Here is a 22,723-nt window from a genome sequence, read left to right on the forward strand (position 1 = left end):
AAGGCTTCGTATGAACACGTATAGTTTGGCTCCTGAGGCCAATATTGATCCAAGCATTTGGACTAACATGGGCCTTCCGGTTTTTGACGAAAACACATGTGCCGAAGATATGGACAAAATGGCGGCGAGTGCCGTTCAAGCGGCCAACTTCCTAAAAGCGATTAGCCATGAAGGTCGATTGATGATCCTCTGCCATCTTGCGTCGGGGGAAAGATCAGTGACTGAATTGGAGCAGTTGCTTTCTGCGCGTCAAGCTACAGTATCTCAGCAGCTATCGCGTTTGCGCCTTGAAGGCTTGGTCACCACGCGGCGCGAGGGCAAGGCAATCTATTACAGCCTTGCCGATGACCGAGCCAAGCTGGTCATGGAACTTATCTATGACTTGTTTTGCAAACCTGAGTAGTTTTACCGATCCAATAATTTCGATAGACAGCTTTCGCCTTCTCCTGCTGTTCACGCGATCAATTCATCCGCCCTAGGCCCGGTGCCGACGGTGCAAATTCCGTTAGCTTTGGCATCTGTTCAAATACGGAGCTGGTTCGGGCCATATGGGGCAGGATAAACGGCACCCCAGCAGTGGGCAGAACGTTTGTTTTCAAATGACACTGATACGCAAACGATAGCGTCTCGTCCGTCAGAACGCGCATGGGTGTGTCATTTGCAATGAGAGCGCCGCCTGACATCATCATCACGCGATTGGCGTACATCGCAGTGAGGTTCAGATCATGCATCACTGCAATCACCCCGCCGCCGCCCTGTGCGAAATCGCGCATGATCTGCATTACTTGCAGTTGGTGACCAATATCTAGGCTTGAGACAGGTTCATCCAGCAACAACCAACGCGCCTTTCCGTCTACTACAGGCTGCCACACCTGCGACAGCACACGCGCCAACTGCACACGCTGTTGCTCGCCCCCAGAAAGATCCTGAAAAAAGCGATCTGCATGCGTGTCTAGGCCAACACGCGACAGAGCTGCCATTGCAATAGGTTCAAAACCGCTTGATGTGCTGCGTTGCAACCCCATGCGCACAACTTCGATGACTGTAAAGGGGAACGCCAGCGTGCTTGCCTGAGGTAGGACCGCACGGCGGGACGCGAGCTGCCATGCAGGCATTGTTTTGATGTCTGCGCCTTCCAGCGACACGACCCCGCCATACTCAACATCTCCTGTTACTGCACGCAGCAGTGTGGTCTTTCCCGACCCATTGGGACCAACAATGGCAGTCACCTGCCCTGCCTCAGCCTGAAACGATACGCTATCGAGGATTCCAGTGCCCCCGAATGAAACGGAAATATCCTTTGCCTCAATCATCTTACAAATCCACCATTCCGCGTTTCCGCAATAATATCCACAAGAACACAGGTCCCCCCAAAACCGCCGTTACAATACCAATGGGCAGCTCCGCAGGTGCAATGACCACGCGGCTGATCATATCAGCGATCAGCAGCAAGCTTGCCCCCAACAGAGCTGCATTGATCAGCAGCGTCCGATGATCCGGTCCTGTCCATAGTCGCAACAAATGTGGAACGATGATGCCGATAAAACCAATGCCACCGGAAACCGCAACGGCCGCACCCGTTGCCCCCGCGACTGTCAGGATTGCTGTGTTTTTCATACGTTGCACAGGGATGCCGATGTGATGTGCTGTTGCCTCACCCATCGCAAGCCCGTTCAAACCGCGCCCCAGCGTGCAAGCAACACCAATCGCCAAAGCAATCAGCGGTCCCGCAACCATCACCTTGGCCCAACTGGCTCCCGCAAGAGAGCCGAGCCCCCAGAACGTCAGATCGCGCAATTGGCGGTCATCTGCGGCATAAACCAATAGGCCAGACGCCGCGCCAGCCAATGCACCCAGCGCGATACCTGCCAGCAACATCGTGGCCACAGATGTGCGCCCACCCCGCGTCGCCACTCGGTACAAGACAAGTGTAGATATCCATCCGCCTAGAAACGCGGCCACAGGCACCAGATAGGTTCCCGTCACCTGCGACACTGCGGCAGGCAGTAACCCACCCAATACAATCGCCGAAATTGCACCCAGCCCCGCGCCAGCACTAACGCCAACTAACCCCGGGTCAGCTAGTGGATTGCGAAACAGCCCCTGCATCACAGCACCCGACACAGCCAAGGACGCCCCAACGCATATCCCCAAAACCAGACGCGGCGCACGGATATCCCACAGCACAACGGCCTCGGTTTGGGTCAGCGCCTGACCATGAGCCACCTTCAATATCACTCCCCAAAGGGAGGTGCCCGACGCGCCAATGGCCAGACTGGCGATGCTCACCGCAAGCAACAGCAACCCAAGCCATACGTGCATCAACCGCGCCATCTGCAATCGGTCCATGGGACGCGGGATGTTGCTGAGGACAGCCATCAGATCACCCTCCATACAGAGCGGCGTTTAGATCAAGGGCCGCTTGCGCTGTGCGCGGCCCAAACCCCAGTAAATAGAGGCCGTTCATCCGCACAATTGCGCGATTTTGGGCCGCTGGTGTGGGGACAAGTGCCGGCATCGCAAATAGCGCTTCGTTTTCAACGCTATGATCGTCCGAGCGGTCCATCATCAGGATCACATCAGGCGCGGCAATCGCTATCGCCTCATCCGTCAACAGCTTGTAGCCATCAAACGCGGTAATCGCATTTGTGCCGCCCGCCATCTCAATAATGCCATCCGCCGCAGTTCCCATGCCCGATGCAAGGATACGTCCGCCTTGTGTGCTGAGGATGAACAGAACCTTTTTGGGCGCATTCACGGATTCAAGCTGTTTTTTTGCGTTCGCAAAATCCGCTGTTATTTGATCGGCTAGGGCCGTCGCTGCGTCCTCAGCACCCAACCCAACCCCAACAGCACGTACTTTTGCGATCACACCTTCAGCGTCATAGACATCTGGTATCTTTATGAAGGGGATGGCAGCGGCTTCTAATGCCTCAATGGTTTCTGGCGGACCTGCCCCATCTTCCGAGATGATCAGCTCAGGCGCTACGGATAACACGCCCTCGGCGGATAACGCGCGCATATACCCCACATCAGGCAGATCATTTGCGACCTCAGGAAAGATCGAGGTGGTGTCACGCGCAACAAGGCGGTGCCCTTGACCAAGCGCATAGACAATTTCAGTCACCGACCCGCCGATAGATAAAACTCTGTCTGTATCAACAGTCTGGCTCTTGGCGGGGGACGGTAGCAAACCAGAGGCTGCAACAGCCAGCAGAACCGCACCAACGGCCAGCCGTTTTTGAACATGTGTCGAAAGGGTGCGCCTCATCATGCCATTACGCCCTCTTCCAAGCCCTGCAAGCTGCTGACGATTTCCTTCCAAGCTGGTCTGCTATCGCGCCCCTCTTTGCTGAGGCCGAAGACCTGCATAATCAGCGCACCGTGTTTATCAAAGGCCTCAACCGAGACGGCCATGCCCCGTTGCGTTGGTTTCTCAACGGCCCAAACCTCGGCTATATGATCCAGCCGCAGATGGAGATTAAACTTTGGGTCCATAACGTTTTGCCACGGCCCCATCCCGCGCAATGTCTCAATCGGGCCTGTGTGGATTTGGATACAGCCTTGGTTTCCTACAAAGATCATGATCTCGGTCCCGCGCTGCTGCACAAGGTTAAGCATCTGATCCACAGCGCCGTTCGTTAATGCGCGCACAAAAGGCGCACCAGCGATGCGGTAGGCCCCAAGGCGATTCATCTTTAACTTTGAACACAGCCGAAGGAATTGATGCGTGTCCGTCAAACGCGCCCATTCTTTGCGCAGAGTATCCAGCTTGAGCGGCTCAGACTTGGCAGCTTCGGGCGCTTTGCGCGGCGTCAAATCCAACGTCTGGCTTTGCGTATCTAGGAACAGCTTTTCCTTGATCCCTGCCCACGCTTCAAGACGGGAGCTATCGCGCAGGAAAATCTTGTGAATAGCGTCGCCCGCGCCATCAAACACCTGCAAGGATCGCTGCATGCCGTTCTCGGTTTCATTCTCAACAGCGAACGCATGTTGCCAATGTTGTGGGAACATCCGCAGGTCGATATCGTCATTCAGGACCATCGATGCGTGCTGGCCAGAATGGTAGTTGTCATAGACACCGATTTTCTCGTGGACGCAGGCCGGTACGCGTGTCAGCGCCATCACCTCCCCCAACTCCTGCGCCGCCGCCATGATCTGGTCTGGATGTGACATAATGCGGGTCGAAGTTTGGCCCGTGTAGGAGGCCAACAACTCCGCCTCGGAAATTCCGTTCTGCTCGGCAAAGTCACGCTCGCGCAGGTTTGGGCTATTTTCGCGCAATGCGCGGATTTCGTCAGGGGTCAACTTTGTCATTTAAAAACCTCGGTCCAGTTAGCTACTAAAGAAACAGTAAACTGGCTGGCACGAGGGAACGGCTGGCTATGATCGTTGCAAGATGATCATTGTTGACAGTTTTAGTAGGTTAAATTAATGCATGCAAGAGTTTGATTTTTCTTAACTCAAAATTAACCACAATTCCACGACTGCCAGCCTCTTCGCAAGCATCGTCGACAGACATGTTTGTTAGGGGACCTAATGTCTTATCCAACCACACGCGCCGCGTTGCGCACGACTACTGCTTGCGTCTTATTGATGGGGGCTGCCACCTCCTCATTTGCGCAGGACGCCGATGTTGATCTCGGAGAGATCGTATTGGGTGAAAGCAAGCGAAAGGTGCAAACCGAAACTGCTACTGCTGTCACACATATTGATCAGGAAGAAATTGACGACCGCCAGCCAAATACAATTGCCGAGCTGATCGATTCCGTTCCTGGTGTGAACCTCGTAAATGGGTCAACGCCACAAGGTTCAGGAATCAATATTCGCGGGTATGGTGCCAACTCGACCTACGGTACAGACCAAAAGGTTGCGGTTGTTGTAGACGGCGCATCAGTTGGCGCAGAAGAAATTTACCGCCTTGGGACACAGCTTTTTACTGACCCATTCTTGTACAAATCCGCCGAGGTCATTCGCGGCACGGTCGGCAGTTTTGAGTATGGCTCTGGCATCGTTGGCGGTGTCGTCAAACTTAAAACCAAAGACGCATCGGACTTTACCGATGGTGAAATCGGCTTTGCCGGAACGCAAACGCTAGTCTTTTCATCAAATGGCAATGGCATCACCAGCTCCACAAATCTAGCATGGAAAGCCACTGAAGATTTTGAAGTCCTGTTAAACTACACTTGGCGTGATCAAGACCTGCAGCAAGACGGCAGCGGCGAGGACATCGGCAGCAGCGCGTTCAACCTGCCCTCTTATCTTGTAAAAGGGCGCTATACCTTTGGCGAAAGTCGCGATCACTCAATTGCCTTTTCGTATTCTGATACAAGCACAGATGAGACAGATGTGCCGTATGACACATTTGAAACCAGCGGCGGCGCATTTGGGAATGTTGACCGTACTGTGGACTCTCGTACTGCCGCACTCACCTATAACTTTAACCCGTCAAACGATTTTATCGATCTTGATGTGGTGTTGTCATATGCTGACCAAGAGATCGACCAAGAATATGTTGCCGGCACCTCGACGTGTGACGACGCCAGCAATCCCTGTGGTTTTGAAGGCGGGTTTCCTGATGGTGGCTTTGATGTCGTTAACGCAGATCACCGCTATGAAACCACAAAACTGGCGATCAAAAACACCAGCCAGTTTGAAACTGGCCTCATAAGCCACGATCTGCGCACTGGCCTAGAACTGATCAGAAAAGAGCGTTTGGATGCCAATTCAGCACCGGGTGGCACAGATGACCGTGTCGCCATTTATGCTGTAGACACCATGGCCATCGGCAACGCATGGACGCTGACACCTGCCCTTCGGTACGAACACTCTCAGATTAATGGCTCAACGTCGGCTTACGACACCGAGTACACAAATGAAGCTTTGATGGGCGGCCTCTCCCTTCGCTACGCATTCCAAAACGGTTTCGCCCTATTCGGGAGTGCTGCCTACACCGAAAGCCTGCCCATTATCGATGACTTGGGCATTGCCGAATACATGAAATTATCTGAAAAATCGCGGACCTTTGAATTAGGGGCATCCTATGATGCAACGGACGTCTTCTTGGGGGGCGATACGTTCTCGATCAAAGGTAACATCTACAAGACCGCGCTTTGGGACATAACCTCCTATACGGTGTCAAACGTTGCATTGGACAACGTCGAAACCACTGGATTGGAGCTGGAAGCCTCTTATGCCACCAATGCGGGCCATTATGTGGATTTGAACGCCAACTTCGTTCACGGCAAAGAATATGAAGCATCAGGAGCAACAGCAGACTGGCGCGGCCTGCCTGCTGACACGCTTCAGGTCGCATTCGGCAAGAAGTTCGGCGAAGAGTTGGACCTGAGCTGGGAAATGGTCGGTAGCAAGCGGTACGAGAGTGAATCCACAACGGTTGCCGGATCTGTTGTTCATAATTTGCGGGCAACCTACAAACCGCAACAAGGCCTCTTGCGCGATACAGAAATCAGGTTTGGGGTGGAGAACGTATTTGACCACGATTACACGCCGCGTCTGTCAACACGCACTGCCGCTGGACGTAACTTTAAGGTGAGCCTCGCCACGACATTCTAAGTATCGTTCCATCGGAAATACTATTCCTTCCCGCAGCAGCGCGTTGCGGGAAGGGCCAAGCAGCCACTGGCCCTTGGCACAATGGTTTGATGTTGTGACCTACTAAAAGGGCGCAGATTTTAGCGGCTCGTCGCCATCAACGCACTGCCGCCAAGAAGGATAGAACCACCCGCATATCCCATCCGCTTACGGGCCTTGACGCTTTGCATCGTTTTACGTGCTTGTGAGGCCAGTATTGCGTAGCCCATTAGCACGATGAACACGACAACCATGGATGTCACCATCAGGATCAAAAACTGTGGAGTCATCGGCTGTGCCGTGTTTATAAATTGCGCAAGAAATGCCACATAAAATAGGATCGCCTTAGGGTTGAGCACACCCGTCAAGAAACCAGCACGCAGGCTGGTGGCCCGCGCCGGGGCTTTTCCTGTGTCCAAAAGATCGCTCTGGACAAGCCGCCTTGCCGCAATGATCTGGGTCATTCCCAGCCACGCCATATAGGCCACCCCCGCCCATTTGAGGAATTGATAGGCTTCGCTAGAGGTTGCCAAGAGCGCACCCAGACCAATGTAGGATGCCGTCATAACGACAACACCTCCAAGCAGGTCACCGAAGATACAATAAAGAGCCGCCCCCATGCCGCGTGACAAGGATTGCCCCAAAACCATAAAAACACTTGGACCGGGGATTAGGGACAGCACGGTATAAGCGATTACATAATACAGCCAAGTTTCGAGTGTCATGGGGCAACCCTTTCAAAGTTACGATCATGTTGGGACAAGCCGCGTCAGACCGAAACACCAAAGCGGTTATTGGAAAAGCGGCTGGTCACTTCGTCTGCGCAAATGGCGACCTTCGGACCCTCAAACACACCTAGCTGAAATTTTACCCGATATAAAACGAGCAACCCTCACGTGATCACACCTAAGACTTAGGGTTTACGTGGTCTTTTAACCCAACAGTTCTTGGTCAAATAGGTTTTCTTGAGATAGAGTGAATCCCCTATAATACTCTTATGCGGTTTGTTGCTCCAAGTTTGAATAACAACCATAAAGGGATTTCCAGGCCTTGTTACCTGTGCAAGCAATTCGTCTTTGAACCGCTTACAGATTTCTATAGCCCGCTTCTTGATCACTTTAAGACCAATTTCACCAGCGTCGCGCTCTTTCATGTAATCGACGATAACTCCAGCTCCATTCATTGACGACTTGAGGCTGGTGGTCCCACCTATGGAACTTGATTTGGTTATGATTGTTAGTTCTTTGGCCAAAACACAGGCTTGGCTACCATCACTTAGCGTGATCCGAGACTTCCCTTTGCATGTCGCGTTGGCCTGTGCCGAAGAGACTGAGAGGAGAATAAGTGCAGCCGAAAGTTTGGCTATGGTCTGGACGCGCGTCCTGAGTATAGATGTCATTTCTAGTCCTATTCCCTTGCCATTGAGCCGCTGAGTGCAGCTCGTTTTGCCTGCTTTGAATTTATGGAGTTATTCAACGCATAGGGGAAAATTGCAATCAATGTTCAGATCAAAACACGCGCAAAGATCACTCCGAGGCCCAATAAGCACAAAGCAATTCGAACCGGTATTTTGAAGTTGGCGATCACGCCAAACGACAAACACGCCAGACCAAGGGACATCTGCAAGAACGACAGACCAGACGCCAGCGGGTTGGTTTGCAGCCGGATAATGTCAGGATTGGCGATCATGCCCAATGGGATAATATACAGGCCGATCCCAAGCGCCATCGCGCTGAGCGCAACCTTCAACCAATTCTCACCAACCATACCAGCCGCAATGAACACAGCCCCGCACACAGGCGGCGTGATGGTCGATAAAAGAGCAAACCAGAACACAAACAGATGCGCCTGAAGCGGTTCCAAACCTAGATCAATCAAGGCCGGACCAGCAACCGAAACGCAAATAACATAGGCGGCGGTTGTGGGCACTTCCATCCCTAGCAACAAACACGCAAGTGCCGTCAAAAGAAGCGAAGGCCAAAGCAGGCCACCTGATCCCGAGACGATGAAGGAGGTCAATTTAACCCCAAGACCTGTAATCCCAAGAACACCAATCACAATTGATGCGCAAATAATGATGGAGCCAATCATCGCGATTTGACGGCCTGCATTCACGCAAGCAGTGGCAAGGCGATTGCTGCCAAGCTTAAGGTCAAAACCGGTCTTTGCGTTAAAGAGCAGTGCTATCAGACCAATAAAAATAGCCAAAGCAGCCGAATACTGCGGCGTGTATTTCAGGGCAAACATCGCAAGCAACAGCACTGTGAAGGGGACAGCAAAAAAGGCGGATGTCACAACAACATCGCGGCGGTGCGGGCGTTGGTTTTCGGGCACTCCGCTGAGTTTGTAGCGCGTGGAATAGGCATCAATGCCGACCCAGACCGCCACAAAGAACAGAACCGCAGGCAGAATGGCCGCGAACATAATATCTGTGTAGGGAACCCCTGTCAGTTCGACCATCACAAAGGCACCCGCCCCCATCAATGGTGGCATGATTTGCCCACCCGAAGACGCGACCGCCTCAACAGCCGCGGCAAGCCGTTTGGGATATCCCAGTTTTGTCATCGCTGGCAGCGTGACGGCGCCCGTGGAGGCAACATTGGCTGACGCGGACCCAGAGATTGACCCAAAAAGAGCAGAAGACAGAACAGAAACTTTTGCAGCCCCTCCCCGCAAGCGCCCTGCAGCGGCGTTGGCGACGTTCATGAAGCCCTGCCCCGCTTCGCCTGCGTTCAAGACCGCGCCGAAGATCACAAAGACCGATACAACGCCAACGGAAACGCCAGTCAAACTGCCCCAAATGCCGCCCTCGGCGATTGTCAGTGTCCCTAGGAAGCTGCCAAGCGGCGTTCCAGAATGCCCGAATTCGCCGGGGATAAGGTCGCCAAACAAGCCATAAGCCAACATTAATGCAGCAACTGTCGGGAGCGGCCAGCCGATCATACGGCGCGCGCCCTCCATCACAATAACCAATAAGAATATCGCCATCGCCGTTTGCTGTGGCCCCTCGATAAATCCGTATTGATTGCGCAAGCTTTGATGGTTCACTGCAATCCACAGACAACAAGCCATGCCAATCAGCGTGACCAACAGCCCAAACAAAAAATGCGGTTTTGTTGATGCCGTAAACAGAAAGACCCACGGTAAAATCATCGCAAGATGTAGGGGACGCGACACTAAATTCGGGACCAACCCGTAGAAAATAAGCCCAAGGTGGGCCGCTATCATCAGCGATCCCAAAAGAACCCAAAGCGTCGGTATTCGATCTTTTGACATATGCCCCCCTAGCCGAACGCCCGATCAATATGGCCGGGCGTTCACGTCAAATTTAGCGGTGCGCGTCGGAAACAGGTGCACCCGTCTCTTCATAATAACGGATAGCACCAGGGTGGATTGTTGTTGTGATATTCGCAATCATGTCAGGGCTAATGCCGTTCCACCACGCTGCTGCACTTCCCATCTCGTCGCGCTGTTCCCAAAATGTCTTGGTCAGCAGATAGGCAGTATCATCGCTCATTGCGCTGGTTGTATAGGCGACAACGGGCAGTGACGTTGTCTCAATTGCCGCGTCTTGGCCCGCGTATGTGCCCGCAGGAATGGTCAAAGGTGTCCGCTTGGTTTTGGCAACCTGATCTTGCGACAGGGATAGAACAGTCACGCCAGTTGAGGCCGCTGCTTCGATCACGTTTGGCGCAGGGTAAGAACCCGCCGTCACAAAGCCGTCAATCTGACCGTTTTTCAATGCAGCAACAGCATTCGACAATTCGGAATCAGCAAGCGTGACTTTGCCTTCAAGGCCAAACAAGCCAAGGTATTTCTCGCCTTCACGTGCGCCAAATGATCCGCTGCCCAGCAAAATGGTTTTCCCCTCCATGCCTGCAAACGTCTCAATGCCGCTGGCGTCAGAAACAACAAAATGCATCGTCAGGGATGGGATCGGGAACAATGCGCGGATTTCATCAAACGCGGGGTCGCCTTTGCCCTCAAACATCGCGGCACCACGTTGCGCAAGCCCTACAAGAGCTGGCGGCGTTGTGAAAACATAGTCACCGCCACGCGCACGTACTTCCATGACATTTTGCACAGAACCCTGGCTTTCTTCAACGGTAACAACAACGCCGCCTTCTGTTCCAGCGCGCATTGCCTCAGAAATTTGCACCCCCATTTGATAGTACGATGAAGTTGTTTTCGCCGATTTATAAGTGATCCGTTCTTGCGCAAATGCTGATGTGGACATGACCGCAAGTGATGACACCGCGACAAGCGCCTTTAGTACGTTTTTCATTTTCGTCCTCCCAAAATATCTATTGGCCGAATTCTGGCCCAATTTTCTAAGGTCACCGCAAGGTAATCCCTTGCTGGCAACCCTCATTGATCGACCATAAGCATTTTGTGTTTGGCCTCAAGTAGCTACGCGAGGTTGCACCATCTCATATTTGGTGGATCAAAAGCCCCAATTAGGTCCAAGCTGTCTCTTTTGACATCAAGAGTGCTATCGTATCTCATGACATAAGAGGACGCTCCAAATAGGTGAGCCATGGGCCCCAAGCTAGAATGACAGCGAAACGAGATGTTTGAGGTCTTCAATGACATTGCGTCCAAATATCCAATTCCAGAAATGGCGGTTGTGGATTTTCACATGATCCCCTCTGCGCCAAATGCTGACTGGGAACAAATGGCAACACATGCCCGCGCGCGGGGATTTACGGTAGAACTATATGACCATGAGAATGTACCGACCATGGAGATACGCACATGCCGTCTCACGCTCAGTGCTGAAGTTAATTGGGAGTATGTAGAACGTTTGACTTTGCTAGCGCGGCAATACGGGTTCAAACCAGACGGGTGGGGCTTTTTCGGTGTCTCGATGGATGAGGATTTCGGCGGAGTCTGAGTTAAGATGGTTTAAAATGCATCTTGATAGTCGCTGACATGAATACCAAACCGCCGATGGAATGCGCGCCGCATGCGTTGTAAATCTCCGAAACCACTATCCGCAGCCACTTGTTTTAAGGGCAGACCTTCCGACAATAAGCCCCTTGCGTGGTCAACACGTATCCGCTCCACAAAACGGGCTGGAGTTTCGTTCAGGTCCCGTTTGAAATGCCGAGATAGGGTTCGTGAATTCATCCCTGCTTCAGCTGCCAATGCCTCAAGCGACCAATCCAAATGCGGCTGGGTCACGACCTTCTCGATCAATTGCGTTAGATTGTCATCGCGCGTAAATTGACCCGCCAAGTGGATGGCATATTGGCTTTGCCCTCCTGTGCGGCGCAGTTGGACAACCAACTCACGTGCGGCAGCCAAAGCCACCCTTGGGCCACAATCGGCACGGATAATCGCCAACGCGAGGTCGATCCCGGTTGTGACGCCAGCTGACGTAAAAATACGTGTATCTGATGTGCTGATCCGGTCCAGATCCCATAGGACATTTTCATACTTGCGTGTGTCCAAGGAACGCGACCAATGCGTTGTCGCGCGCCGTCCGTCAAGAACACCCGCCGCCGCCAGTACCAGCGCACCCGAGCAGATTGAGATGAGGCGCCCCGTTCCCTCACACGCCGCGCGGTGTTGGATGACATCGCGCACAGTTGCGTCTTTGATCAACGCATCAACGCCTTTCCCACCGGGGATCAAAAGATCGTCACTCCCAGATCGTTCGCAAAGTTGCCCTTCAGCAATGAGCCTTAATCCGCAAGACGCAATTACGGGCTTACCATCTGGTGATACGTACCGCAGCGCATACCGCTTGCGGCCCTCAACAAACGCGGCCTCAAATGCTTGGACCGGGCCTGCGACGTCCAACAGATTCACATTATCGAATAGCAAAACGTCAATTGTGCGGATCACAGGAATTTGTCCTTTTTTGATGCTGTATTGACCTATAAGACAAATCCGTTCGTAGATACACAGGTTCTATCAACGTCTTTCACTGGAACCTATAAATGTTTGTATCGTCTTTCGCACGAAACCGTAATTTCATAGGCCTGCTTGCCGCCAATACGATCCTTGGCTCCGCAATGCCTTTGTTGATTATTCTGGGCGGGCTTGCAGGCCTGATGCTGGCGCCAACAACGGCGCTTGCGACCATACCAGCATCGATCCAAACCCTTGCGGGACTGTTTGCAGCTGCCCCGTTCTCCTTGTTGATGGGACGGTTTGGCCGAAAAACTGGTTTTTTGATTGGGGGTACGCTTGCAATCCTTGGAGCGTTGATTGGCACGTGGGCCATGATTTCAAGCAGTTTTTTCCTGTTGTGCATCGCTCATCTCGCGCTTGGCGCGGCCTTGTCATGCTTTCAGTATTTTCGATTTGCAGCCGCTGAGGTGGTCAGCACTGAGTGGCAACCTGTGGCGATCTCTTTGATGCTCACATCTGGACTGATCGCAGCATTCGTTGGCCCGCAGGTGTTTATTACGGCCAAAGATGCGCTTGCGCCTGTACCCTTGGCCGGTGCGTATGCAGCGATTGGTGTTATGTCATTGGTAGGGCTTGCCCCATTGGCGCTGGTACGTATTCCAAAGGTCAAACCTACGGCGCAACGTCGCTTGGGCAACCGATTTGCCGCACTTGGCGTCCTCAAACAGGGGCCAGTTCGGACCGCTGTAGGAATTGGGGCCGTCTCCCAAGGGATTATGGTATTCCTTATGGTCCCAACTCCGCTTGCGATGATTGGATGTGGGTTTTCTGAGGCGGTTGCAGGAGATGTGATCCGCTGGCACGTGGTCGCAATGTTTGCACCCAGCTTTTTCACTGGTTTCTTGATCAAACGGTTCGGGTCTCGGCGCATTTCAACAACAGGATTGGTGCTGTTGATCATGGCGGCTATCGCTGCAGCAATGGGCCTAACATCCGTGCATTTTTACGGATCGCTCATTTTACTGGGGGTTGGTTGGAACTTTGGCTTCATTGGGGCAACAACAATGTTGGCGGATGCAGTACCCGCAGAAGAGAAATCCGTTGTTCAAGGTGTCAATGATACCGTCATCGCGCTGGTTTCTACAGTATGCGCATTTGCAGCCGGTATAATCATCGCGGGTTTTGGATGGGCTATTCTTGCGGTTGTTGCACTGGTTGTCCTTGTACTGGCACTTGCCTCACAAATGTTTGGACAACGACAGGCCGCTTAAAGCGAAAGGCACCCTAAGCGATACGGCCAACACCGATCAACTGTTACCTTGATCTCCGAACACATCGGGTAGGACTCGCGTTAAAATACCAATTAAAAAGGCTGTGCTTATCCCAAAGGTTAACAACCCTGTGATCGCACAAAACGTCGCGGCAATGCGCGCATCCGGACCAAGAACGATGTCGCCATACCCCAGTGTTGTGTATGTCACCGTCGCAAAATAAAAACTGGTTACCAAATCAGGCAAGTCAGTCGCCCACAGAAAGGCGATGGCCCATGTCCAAACTTGGACAGTATGCGCTAGCACCAAAATAAACACGCTGAGAGCAAGCAAAGCCACAACTCGAATGCGCGGCCAGCGTGCAGCGGGAAACAGCTCCGCAAATTTTGAAAAATAGGGAATGCTGAATGCAATGGCACCAACATGAACCAGAGCACTGAACGTCAGCAGCGCAGTTCCCAAAAGGATTTGTTGGACAGCACCCATAGCCAATTCCTCGAATTTATGTCTAAGCTTGTATCAACGAAAATCGAGATACAGACAACAGATAGGGGCAATCGTCATGACGCGAAACAGCATTTTGGGTGTAGTGGGATTGATCAGTGTTTTAATGTCATCCAGTGCAACCGCACAAAGCCTAACCACGCGTCCGGCCAAGGTAACAACAGTGACCGCTTCTGAAGCTGTTATTTCTCGGAAGTACCCCGCGATTGTCTTGCCCTCTCGAGAGATCGAATTGTCCTTCAAGGTGTCTGGGCAGGTGATCGACCTTCCTGTTCACGCATCATCAGAAGTGACTACCGGTGACACCATTGCCCAGATCGACACACGTGATTTCGAGAACCAGATCTCGCAACTATTGAGCAGCCGCGACCAAGCCACAGCACAACTAGATGCCTTAATGGCGGGCGCACGGCCAGAAGAGATCGCAGCACTAGAGGCCGCGGTACAATCAGCGCAAGCGCAGGTCGACCAAACCGTGGATGCCCTAACGCGGGCAGAAGCCCTTCTTGAACGCGGCGTCAGTACACGAGCCGTGGTAGAAAACGCACAGGCACAGGCGCGCGTTGCCCAAGCAAACTTGCGCGCGCAAGAGGAACAACTGCGCATTGGCGAAATTGGTGGCCGCCCCGAAGAAATCGCTGGAGCCGAGGCGGGCCTGCGTGGGATTGACACCCAAATCAAAGTGGCCCGAGACAGTCTGTCTGATGCAACATTGACCGCGCCGTTTGACGGCATTATCGCCCGGCGCGATATCGAGAATTTTTCCAACGTTTCCACAGGTCAAAGTATTGTGTTGTTGCAGGGGGTGGGCGTTGTACATTTGGCCTTCGACATACCTAGTCTTGATGTCACGGAACTCACGCGCAACGGACCGGGAACAATTACAAACACCGCCACTTTCGCGGCGCTGCGCGGACAAGAGTTCGAGACCGAATTGGTCGAATTTTCAGTTCAAGCGGACAGTGCAACCCAAACCTACCGAGGCCGCGTTTCGGTGACCGTACCAGAAGACGCAGTCATCCTCCCTGGCATGGTGGCAAACGTCGTTTCATCCACCCGAGGTGCGGCAGCACAAATCACCGCCCCCTTGTCAGCCATCGCATCCGAGCCCGATGGCGCGCCTTTTGTTTGGCTGGTCGCTAAGAACGGAACAGTATCCGCGCAATCCGTCTTTCTGGGTGAAGCAACCGGCGCGGATGTTGTTGTGAAAGGTGGGCTTTCTGACGGCGACACCATCGTTTCCGCAGGCGTAAGCGAAATTATCGATGGGATGACGATCCGCCCTATCACACGCGTGGGGAATTAATCAGATGGATTTGGCCCGGTTCGCGCTTGAAAAGCGCCTGATATCCGCTGTTGCGACGGTATTGATCCTATTTGCAGGGTATTTTGCATATACTGCTTTGCCCCGTTTTGAAGACCCTGAATTTGTCATTCGCCAAGCACAGATTGTTACGCCTTATCCAGGGGCCTCAGCGGAAGAAGTTTCTGAAGAAGTAACCGAGGTTGTTGAGAATGCTTTGCAGCAGTTGCAAGGCGTGGACGAAGTCAGGTCTGTTTCGGCCCCCGGACTGAGCACGGTCACAGTAGAATTCACCATCGCCGCGACACCTAGCTATACCGAGCTGGATCAAGCGTTTTCAAAGATGCGGGCAAAGATCTCTGATGCGCAGTCGCAACTGCCGCCAAACGCGCTGGAGCCGCAGATCTATGACGACGTTGGAGATGTCTACGCACAGTATTACGCCGTCACTGGCGAGGGTTTCACCATTTCCGACCTCTATGAATATACCAAAGATTTGCAGCGCGAATTGGTCACTGTTGAGGGCGTGTCAAAGGTCATTCTAAATGGCGTCCAGAACGAGGTGATCTATGTCGAATATGAGCCTGCACGCCTGACCGAGCTTGGGTTGGCACCGCAACAGATTCAGCAATTGCTTGAAGGGCAAAACCTTGTGACGCCTGCAGGAACAATTGTGGCTGGCACATCGCGGTTGTCGGTACGACCAGAAAGCGCTGTTGGGTCGATTGATGCAATCAAAAACCTGCTGATCACCAATGCCCAGACCGGTACTTCCTTCCGTCTGGGGGATATTGCTACTGTGGTAAGAGGATTGAACGAACCTGCTAATACGTTGCTTTTTCGCAATGGAGAGCCGGCCATCGGCCTTGGCATTTCCAATACACGCGGCGGCAATGTGGTGAACATGAGCAACGCTGTCAAAGACCGCATTGCTGAACTAGAGATTGATCGCCCTATCGGGATCAACGTCCTGCCCATATCGGATCAGGGGGCAACGGTGAAATCATCTGTTGACGATTTTGTGGTAAACGTTGGGCTTGCTCTGGCCATCGTGGTGGGCACTCTGCTGATCTTCATGGGCCTGCGGTCAGGTATTTTGATGGGTGGCATCTTGCTGGTGACCATCGCTGGTACGCTCTTTGGGATGTACCTATACGGCCTCGACATGCAGCGCATCTCATTGGGTGCATTGATCATCGCGCTGGGGATGTTGGTGGATAACGCAATTGTTGTGGTCGAGGGCACGCTGGTCCGTGTTCAGCGTGGTGAAGATACGGCACAGGCGACCCGCGCAGTGGTCAAACAAACCATGTGGCCCCTGTTGGGCGGCACGCTTGTTGGCATTCTCGCATTCTCTCCCATCGGTTTTTCACCCGATAGTACTGGTGAGTATGCAGGCAGCCTGTTTTGGACCATCGGCATCGCCCTGCTGTTTTCATGGTTGGTTGCGATTTGGCTGACACCGTATTTTTGCTCAGTCCTGCTAAAGCAAGGCAAGACAGAGGTGATTGAAAAAGAGAGCGCCGTTCTTAAGGGTTATCGATCCATCCTAGAACTTGCGATCAAAGTGCGTTGGATCACTGTTGGCATAACCGTGGCCCTCTTTGTATCTGCCATCGCGCTGTTTAGTGCCGTACCCGCAGGGTTCTTTCCGTCTTCTACCCGCGATCAATTTGTCATTGATTACTTCCTCCCCCTCGGCACCGACATAGCCCGTACCGAGGCAGACCTAACCAAGGTTGCACAATACGCGCGCGGCCTTGACGGTGTTACGGGCACAAACACCGTTGTAGGCGGCGGCCACCTGCGGTTTATGCTGATCTATGAAGCTGAAAACGGAAATCCCGCCTATGGGCAGATTTTGGTAGATGTTGAGGACTATACGCTCATCGACGGACTGCGCACCGATTTGCAGGCCCACATTGATGAAACCTATCCCGAGTCAAACACCAAAGTTTGGAAATTTGTTTTGGGCCCGGGCGCTGGTTCAAAGGTTGAGGCGCGTTTCTTTGGGTCCGAACCGGCTGTGCTACGCGCGTTGGCCAATCAGGCCAAGACCATCATGTCGCAGGCTGGTGCCGTCGCCGTAAAGGACGATTGGCGTGAACAAGTACAGGTCGTGCGTCCGGTAATCGATATCGAAAACGCCCGCCGATTGGGGCTCACGCAGGGTGAGATTTCCAATGCGATCTATAGCCACCTGACGGGAACAACCCTTGGCGTTTACCGTGAACGGGATGAATTGCGCAATGTTGTCATGCGCCCTGTTGAAGAGGCCCGCAACGACATTGCCCAACTGCGTGACATCCGCGTCTACAGCTCAGCCATCGGGGGATACATCCCAATCAGTCAGGTTGTAGACCGTTTTGATATTGTGTTTGAGGCAGGCAACCTGCGCCGCATAGACCGCGCATTGGCCATCACAGCCCAATCTGACAATGCGCCCGGCGTGCTGTCAGGTGACCTGTTTAACGCGGTTAAAGACCCCATAGACAACATCGCCCTGCCCCCCGGATACCGTATGGAGTGGAAAGGCGAATATGGCAGCAGTATAGAAGCAAACGCAGGCCTCGCCTCGACCATGCCTATCGGCATTGGTGCCATGTTCATCGTCGTCCTGTTCCTGTTCAACGCGTGGCGACAAACCATCATCATCTGGCTCGCCGTACCACTGGCCTTGATCGGAGTCATCTATGGCCTAGCCGGAACCCAAACACCAATGGAATTCATGGCAATCCTCGGCATCCTCTCCCTGACGGGTATGTTGATCAAAAACGCAATTGTGCTGATAGATGAAACCGATACCCAGATTGGAGATGGAAAGGCGCGCATGTCCGCAGTGATCGATGCTGCTGTAAGCCGGGTGAGGCCCGTCTCACTGGGGGTTCTCACAACGGTTTTGGGAGTTGTTCCGTTGCTCTGGGATCCGTTTTTCAAATCACTTGCGGTGGTTGTCATCTGTGGCCTCAGCTTTGCGACCATCCTGACTTTGATTGTAGTTCCAGCGCTTTACGCTATTTTCTTCAATGTGAAACAGGACGAAACGACAACAGGTTAGGTTGCGACTAGGTGCGAATCTTAGCACGCGCCTGCCGCACCATTTTGCCTGCACAACAGATGAAAAAAGGACCATTTCAGCAATGCAATAATACCGTTGCATGAAGCGGGCTGCCCAATTCATGCGGGAAGAATTTACGCCTAGTTATGTCTTAACGAGACTAAAAGAATAGATATTTCAATATCTAGTTGTCACCCTCAAGGGAAACGGGCTCCAGTATCGCATCCGACAGCGTCCTTGCGATCTTTACCATGGAGTAGGGTTTTTGAACAAACGCGTTTACGTTCATCTTTGCCGCCTCGTCAGGATCATAATTGCCGCTAACCAGTACAACTTTGACGTTACCGTCAATATTTCGCAATCGCTCCAAGGTCTCCTCACCGCTCATGAGAGGCATGCGAAAATCCAACAGCACACAGTCAATCTCGTGTTGGTGTTGCTCAAACAATTCGAGCGCTTCAAACCCATTTGACGCGCTGAGAACCGAAAACCCGGAATGTGCGAGCATTCTGTTCGCCATGTCCCGCACACCGTCTTCATCATCCACAACCAAGATCATGCCCTTGGTATAGACCACTTCTTTTTCCACAATTTCGCTTTCTGTGGTGGCCTGAATGTGGGGTTCAAGCGCAGGGAGGTAGATCGAAAACGTTGTTCCGTGTCCAATTTTGCTTTTGACCGAGATTGTCCCGCTGTGGCGAATAACAATGCCCAGAACAGTTGCAAGGCCAAGTCCGCGTCCAGCCATTTTGGTTGAATAAAATGGCTCGAAAAGTTTTGCCGCTACAGCATCATCAATACCGCTGCCGGTGTCGGAAACCTCAACAAGAATACAATTTTCTGACGCCGGGAGCGGATTGGTGAAACTTTCATCAAACTTAATCCGGCTACTGTTTACCAAACTTGTGCGGACAGTGATCGAACCTATCTTGCCCCCCACGGCATCAGACGCGTTGATAATGAGGTTGAGAACGACCTGCTGAATGAGCGTCGGATCGGCCATTGTCGTAGGCAAATTTTGCCCCAAATCATGCGTAAGATTCACGCTTTTTGGATGCGCTCTTTCGACAAGGCTCCACATGTCCAATATTATGGCGTTAAGATCGGTATCTTTCAGCTCCAAGGGGTCCTTGCCCACGTAAGTGAGCATTTCGTGGATTAGTTCCGCAGCTTGGCGGCCAGCTTTTTGTATATCTTCCAACAGTGATGTCGTCGTAAATGGCGCGGTTGGTGCATCTACATCTGACATGGTCAAAACCAATTCGGCATTGCCCAATATTACCGTAAGCAGATTGTTGAAATCATGTGCGATCCCACTGGCCATTAAGCCAAGGCTTTCCATTTTTTGAGACCGGTATGTCGTCGCTTGTAAAGCAAAGGATGCTTCCTCAGCCTTTTTGCGATCATCAATGTTAAAAAAATGACCGCGTAAAAACACAGGGGTTTCTTGTTCGGATATCACAGTAATAACGTCCCGAACCCAAACGGTATCTCCGTCTGCCCGGATCATCCGGTACTCGATGTCGTGATCAAGCCCTTTCGCTGTTTCGGCCTGACACCAATTCACGGCGTCTGATCGTTCGTCCGAGTGAATCTTACTTGCCCAGAAGTTGAAATCCGTCCATTTTTCGGGTGGATATCCGGAAAGCGCCTCAATTTGAGGGCTTATATAGGTAAATTGGAGGGAATTTACGTCCAGTTCCCAAGCTACTGCATTTGTTGTTTCCAGAATGCTGCGATACCGATCTTCGTGTGTTTGAAGCTCAGCCAAAACCTTTGCCTGCTCGGCAAGTTGGCTCTTTAGATGTTCGACTTCATTCTGGTCAGTAACAAGTTTACCTTGCTCCGGATCAACATCATTTTCAGTACCCCGTGCCATCTGTCGGTAACCTCCAAAACACTATTTTCCAAAACCGCAATTGAGCACATCCATCGTCTACAGCCTGATCCAGCCCCTGTCATACCATTCAAATAGCCTAAAGCGTTTGCCCAAGTTCGTCGAGGCATCGGGCGTTTGAAAGTATCAACAGGCATTGATGCATTTATCACAAATGCAGAGTTTTTCGTTTAAACGCATAGGACCAAATCTCTCATTTGGCTTGGAAATTCTGAGTGTGGCGCAGGTCTTACGGGTGACAACGCAGAATTGGATTCCTCAGCCAATTTGTGTTACGAAACTAAAATACATCAGCTATAATGACGGTTGCCACCAAGTATAATAGCCATAGCTAAGTCTCCTAGTGGTTCTTCGTTTCAGGCAGTTGACCGCATAATTCATTTAGGAATATGCGACGGCGGTCCCTATTCCTTACTCGCTGTAAGTGTCTGCTCTTTACTCTCATTGCTTGAGCTCTGGATTGGGTGTGATTAGGCAAAAACCTGTCGTAGCATGTGACGCAATTATTCTTTCGAAGACCCTGAGCATAGTTAAATTCTCTCGGTCTCGACGATAGACAATTGAAGCTGGCACAAGCCACGTGCATGCTTTGGCTATGATCTGACATCCCTTCAATTCGCGGGACCATACCTTGCTTAACGCTCAATTCTTACGCCTTCCTGACGCCTCTACGGATAACCTGCGCAATCAGGTCTGTGAATTGATCAGTTCGGCCATTGCACGCGACCTATTCCCCGCCTCGGCGCCCTTGCCGTCCTGTCGCGCGTTGGCAACCCATTTGGGCGTGTCGCGCAACACAGTTTATGACGCCTATTGCAGGTTGATCGATATTGGCCTTGTCACCGCCCGGGATCGCAGCGGTTATTTCGTGAATGACGAGACGTTCAATCCGGCATCTGCTTTGTCTTCGCAGTCAGAAACTGAACGCACACAACATTCTCCACTAGTTCAATTGATGGGCGCAAAACAATGTCCCTCAGACATGGCAAAAGTAGACCACCCCGTGGATTGGGAACGTTACAAATACCCCTTTGTTAACAATCAGGTGGAAACCGCAAGATTTCCAATTCAAGCATGGCGAGAGAGTATGAGGGTGGCCATGGCCTCTTCCAACCTTGAAGTTTGGAGCCGTGATGCGGCTGGTACAGGCAGCGCAAAACTCGTTAAGCAATTACAGCAAAGACTCCTTAGTTATCGCGGGATCAGTGCCAACTACGACCAAATCCTCATTACCTCCGGCGCACAGAATGCGATTTATCTGCTAGGATGCCTGACGGCTTATCTGGGGCGCAGTGTTGCCGTTGAGGACCCCTGTTATCCAGAGGCCCGAAATGCGTTTGAGGTGGCAGGCAATAAAGTCGTTACCGTCCCAGTTGACGAAAAAGGGCTGGTTGTCTCAAAAATTCCGGCGGGCATTGGGATGGTCTATACGACACCCAGCCATCAATTCCCCACAACAGTAACGATGCCGCAAGACAGAAGGCTGGCGCTTTGTGCCCGGGCCGAACAGGAAAATTTCCTAATTTGCGAAGACGATTATGAGGCCGAGATGAATTTCATTCGACCTCGAGGGCGACCCGTCCAGTCGATCGATAACACCGGTCGCGCGGTCTATGTTGGCAGCCTATCTAAGAGCGTCGCACCGGGCCTGCGCATTGGGTATATGGTAGCGCACCCGGATATTATAAAAGAAATCAAAGCAATACGGCGTTCTATGATGCGTCACCCACCGATCCTGATGCAAGAAGCCATGGCCCACTTCATCGCCAGCGGTGCGTTGGATACCCATCTGCGCAAAATGGAACGGCGGTATCGGTCCCGCTGGGAAATCACGCTCAGTGCACTGACCGATTATCTGCCCGAATTTGAAGTGCAAGCTTCCCAAGGGGGGACGAGCTTTTGGTTGACAGGGCCGCCAAATCTCAACACCACGGTTCTTGCCCGCAATCTCAAAACGCGAGGCGTTTTGATTGATGAAGGCTCGGTCTTTTTCAGTGATCCACCGCAAGGATTACGCAATTTACGCATCGGTTTCGCGGCGCTTCCTAAGGCTGTCATTCGGGACGGAATCAGCATCATTGCAGAAGAGGTCACCCTACTGCGATCGTAAGTCGCGCTTTCATCTGTCCTGAAAATTATCAAAAACTGTCCATTATAAATGCCGATCTCCTTTGGCATAGTCCAGATTAACGGGCCAAACAATGCGTCGAAAGACCCAGTTCACACTGCCGTTCGGA

At 52.3% G+C, this 22,723-nt stretch carries 18 protein-coding genes; 7 read left to right on the forward strand and 11 right to left on the reverse strand.

All coding sequences use genetic code 11. The annotated features are described in order from the left end of the window. Positions 1 to 67: 67 nt before the first annotated feature. On the forward strand, positions 68 to 403 hold the full coding sequence (locus tag V7775_RS20715) for an ArsR/SmtB family transcription factor (protein WP_335753864.1): 336 nt from the start codon (positions 68 to 70) through the stop codon (positions 401 to 403). A gap of 58 nt (positions 404 to 461) precedes the next feature. Here the strand turns inward: V7775_RS20715 and V7775_RS20720 are convergent, their stop codons facing one another. From V7775_RS20720 to V7775_RS20735, 4 genes are read right to left on the reverse strand one after another with little or no spacing between them, the layout of a single operon-like run. Further along, the gene (locus V7775_RS20720; RefSeq protein ID WP_335753828.1) at positions 462 to 1,313 is read right to left on the reverse strand and encodes a heme ABC transporter ATP-binding protein; all 852 of its coding nucleotides are present in this window, start codon (positions 1,311 to 1,313) and stop codon (positions 462 to 464) included. Between the two features lies 1 nt (position 1,314). Beyond that, positions 1,315 to 2,379 carry a FecCD family ABC transporter permease gene (locus V7775_RS20725; protein ID WP_335753829.1) on the reverse strand — a complete coding sequence of 355 codons (1,065 nt, stop codon included), beginning with the start codon at positions 2,377 to 2,379 and terminating at the stop codon, positions 1,315 to 1,317. A 4-nt stretch (positions 2,380 to 2,383) separates the two neighbouring features. After that, positions 2,384 to 3,274 carry a heme/hemin ABC transporter substrate-binding protein gene (locus tag V7775_RS20730; RefSeq protein ID WP_335753830.1) on the reverse strand — a complete coding sequence of 297 codons (891 nt, stop codon included), beginning with the start codon at positions 3,272 to 3,274 and terminating at the stop codon, positions 2,384 to 2,386. Next, a complete protein-coding gene (locus tag V7775_RS20735) occupies positions 3,271 to 4,317 on the reverse strand; it encodes a hemin-degrading factor (RefSeq protein WP_335753831.1) in 1,047 nt (348 codons plus the stop codon). Before V7775_RS20735 ends, V7775_RS20730 begins: the two co-directional genes overlap by 4 nt. A gap of 222 nt (positions 4,318 to 4,539) precedes the next feature. Between V7775_RS20735 and V7775_RS20740 the strand changes: the two genes are divergently transcribed. Beyond that, positions 4,540 to 6,576 (forward strand): TonB-dependent receptor domain-containing protein, encoded by a 2,037-nt coding sequence (locus tag V7775_RS20740; RefSeq protein ID WP_335753832.1) that lies wholly within the window; start codon positions 4,540 to 4,542, stop codon positions 6,574 to 6,576. Between the two features lie 119 nt (positions 6,577 to 6,695). On the opposite strand, the gene V7775_RS20745 is transcribed toward V7775_RS20740, so the two are convergent. The 4 genes from V7775_RS20745 to V7775_RS20760 all read right to left on the reverse strand — a co-directional run bounded on the left by V7775_RS20745 (position 6,696) and on the right by V7775_RS20760 (position 10,879). Next, positions 6,696 to 7,319, reverse strand: coding sequence for a LysE family translocator (locus V7775_RS20745; RefSeq protein ID WP_335753833.1), 624 nt, complete (start codon positions 7,317 to 7,319; stop codon positions 6,696 to 6,698). A 188-nt stretch (positions 7,320 to 7,507) separates the two neighbouring features. Continuing rightward, positions 7,508 to 7,993: a hypothetical protein gene (locus tag V7775_RS20750; protein WP_335753834.1), complete on the reverse strand. Its 486-nt coding sequence runs from the start codon at positions 7,991 to 7,993 to the stop codon at positions 7,508 to 7,510. Between the two features lie 104 nt (positions 7,994 to 8,097). Beyond that, positions 8,098 to 9,870: a TRAP transporter permease gene (locus V7775_RS20755; RefSeq protein ID WP_335753835.1), complete on the reverse strand. Its 1,773-nt coding sequence runs from the start codon at positions 9,868 to 9,870 to the stop codon at positions 8,098 to 8,100. A gap of 52 nt (positions 9,871 to 9,922) precedes the next feature. Further along, entirely contained in the window at positions 9,923 to 10,879 is a 957-nt protein-coding gene (locus V7775_RS20760; RefSeq protein WP_335753836.1) for a TAXI family TRAP transporter solute-binding subunit, read from the reverse strand. Positions 10,880 to 11,164: 285 nt separating this feature from the next. Here V7775_RS20760 and V7775_RS20765 point away from each other — a divergent pair, with 285 nt between their 5' ends. Next, positions 11,165 to 11,488 (forward strand): ribonuclease E inhibitor RraB, encoded by a 324-nt coding sequence (locus V7775_RS20765; protein WP_335753837.1) that lies wholly within the window; start codon positions 11,165 to 11,167, stop codon positions 11,486 to 11,488. Between the two features lie 11 nt (positions 11,489 to 11,499). On the opposite strand, the gene V7775_RS20770 is transcribed toward V7775_RS20765, so the two are convergent. After that, on the reverse strand, positions 11,500 to 12,444 hold the full coding sequence (locus V7775_RS20770) for a GlxA family transcriptional regulator (protein WP_335753838.1): 945 nt from the start codon (positions 12,442 to 12,444) through the stop codon (positions 11,500 to 11,502). A gap of 95 nt (positions 12,445 to 12,539) precedes the next feature. Between V7775_RS20770 and V7775_RS20775 the strand changes: the two genes are divergently transcribed. Next, complete coding sequence (locus tag V7775_RS20775) at positions 12,540 to 13,724, forward strand: MFS transporter (protein WP_335753839.1); 1,185 nt, start codon at positions 12,540 to 12,542, stop codon at positions 13,722 to 13,724. Positions 13,725 to 13,760: 36 nt separating this feature from the next. Here V7775_RS20775 and V7775_RS20780 read toward each other — a convergent pair whose 3' ends face one another. After that, entirely contained in the window at positions 13,761 to 14,210 is a 450-nt protein-coding gene (locus V7775_RS20780) for an ion channel (RefSeq protein WP_335753840.1), read from the reverse strand. Positions 14,211 to 14,286: 76 nt separating this feature from the next. Between V7775_RS20780 and V7775_RS20785 the strand changes: the two genes are divergently transcribed. Further along, complete coding sequence (locus V7775_RS20785) at positions 14,287 to 15,534, forward strand: efflux RND transporter periplasmic adaptor subunit (RefSeq protein ID WP_335753841.1); 1,248 nt, start codon at positions 14,287 to 14,289, stop codon at positions 15,532 to 15,534. Between the two features lie 4 nt (positions 15,535 to 15,538). After that, on the forward strand, positions 15,539 to 18,589 hold the full coding sequence (locus tag V7775_RS20790) for an efflux RND transporter permease subunit (protein ID WP_335753842.1): 3,051 nt from the start codon (positions 15,539 to 15,541) through the stop codon (positions 18,587 to 18,589). A gap of 184 nt (positions 18,590 to 18,773) precedes the next feature. Here V7775_RS20790 and V7775_RS20795 read toward each other — a convergent pair whose 3' ends face one another. Further along, positions 18,774 to 20,468 carry a hybrid sensor histidine kinase/response regulator gene (locus V7775_RS20795; RefSeq protein WP_335753843.1) on the reverse strand — a complete coding sequence of 565 codons (1,695 nt, stop codon included), beginning with the start codon at positions 20,466 to 20,468 and terminating at the stop codon, positions 18,774 to 18,776. A 649-nt stretch (positions 20,469 to 21,117) separates the two neighbouring features. On the opposite strand from V7775_RS20795, the gene pdxR reads away from it, so the two are divergent. Then, entirely contained in the window at positions 21,118 to 22,596 is a 1,479-nt protein-coding gene (gene pdxR / locus V7775_RS20800; protein ID WP_335753844.1) for a MocR-like pyridoxine biosynthesis transcription factor PdxR, read from the forward strand. The last annotated feature ends 127 nt before the right edge of the window (positions 22,597 to 22,723 follow it).

The organism is Sulfitobacter sp. (assembly GCF_036960155.1).
Classification (GTDB): domain Bacteria; phylum Pseudomonadota; class Alphaproteobacteria; order Rhodobacterales; family Rhodobacteraceae; genus Sulfitobacter.

Bases quoted from the DNA above. Each gene is read 5' to 3' on its own strand.
- V7775_RS20720 (WP_335753828.1), bottom strand. From the start codon at position 1,313: ATGATTGAGGCAAAGGATATTTCCGTTTCATTCGGGGGCACTGGAATC.
- V7775_RS20725 (WP_335753829.1), bottom strand. From the start codon at position 2,379: ATGGCTGTCCTCAGCAACATCCCGCGTCCCATGGACCGATTGCAGATG.
- V7775_RS20790 (WP_335753842.1), top strand. From the start codon at position 15,539: ATGGATTTGGCCCGGTTCGCGCTTGAAAAGCGCCTGATATCCGCTGTT.
- V7775_RS20760 (WP_335753836.1), bottom strand. From the start codon at position 10,879: ATGAAAAACGTACTAAAGGCGCTTGTCGCGGTGTCATCACTTGCGGTC.
- V7775_RS20730 (WP_335753830.1), bottom strand. From the start codon at position 3,274: ATGATGAGGCGCACCCTTTCGACACATGTTCAAAAACGGCTGGCCGTT.
- V7775_RS20775 (WP_335753839.1), top strand. From the start codon at position 12,540: ATGTTTGTATCGTCTTTCGCACGAAACCGTAATTTCATAGGCCTGCTT.
- V7775_RS20715 (WP_335753864.1), top strand. From the start codon at position 68: ATGGGCCTTCCGGTTTTTGACGAAAACACATGTGCCGAAGATATGGAC.
- V7775_RS20755 (WP_335753835.1), bottom strand. From the start codon at position 9,870: ATGTCAAAAGATCGAATACCGACGCTTTGGGTTCTTTTGGGATCGCTG.
- V7775_RS20750 (WP_335753834.1), bottom strand. From the start codon at position 7,993: ATGACATCTATACTCAGGACGCGCGTCCAGACCATAGCCAAACTTTCG.
- V7775_RS20780 (WP_335753840.1), bottom strand. From the start codon at position 14,210: ATGGGTGCTGTCCAACAAATCCTTTTGGGAACTGCGCTGCTGACGTTC.
- V7775_RS20740 (WP_335753832.1), top strand. From the start codon at position 4,540: ATGTCTTATCCAACCACACGCGCCGCGTTGCGCACGACTACTGCTTGC.
- V7775_RS20745 (WP_335753833.1), bottom strand. From the start codon at position 7,319: ATGACACTCGAAACTTGGCTGTATTATGTAATCGCTTATACCGTGCTG.
- V7775_RS20795 (WP_335753843.1), bottom strand. From the start codon at position 20,468: ATGGCACGGGGTACTGAAAATGATGTTGATCCGGAGCAAGGTAAACTT.
- V7775_RS20765 (WP_335753837.1), top strand. From the start codon at position 11,165: ATGTTTGAGGTCTTCAATGACATTGCGTCCAAATATCCAATTCCAGAA.
- V7775_RS20735 (WP_335753831.1), bottom strand. From the start codon at position 4,317: ATGACAAAGTTGACCCCTGACGAAATCCGCGCATTGCGCGAAAATAGC.
- V7775_RS20785 (WP_335753841.1), top strand. From the start codon at position 14,287: ATGACGCGAAACAGCATTTTGGGTGTAGTGGGATTGATCAGTGTTTTA.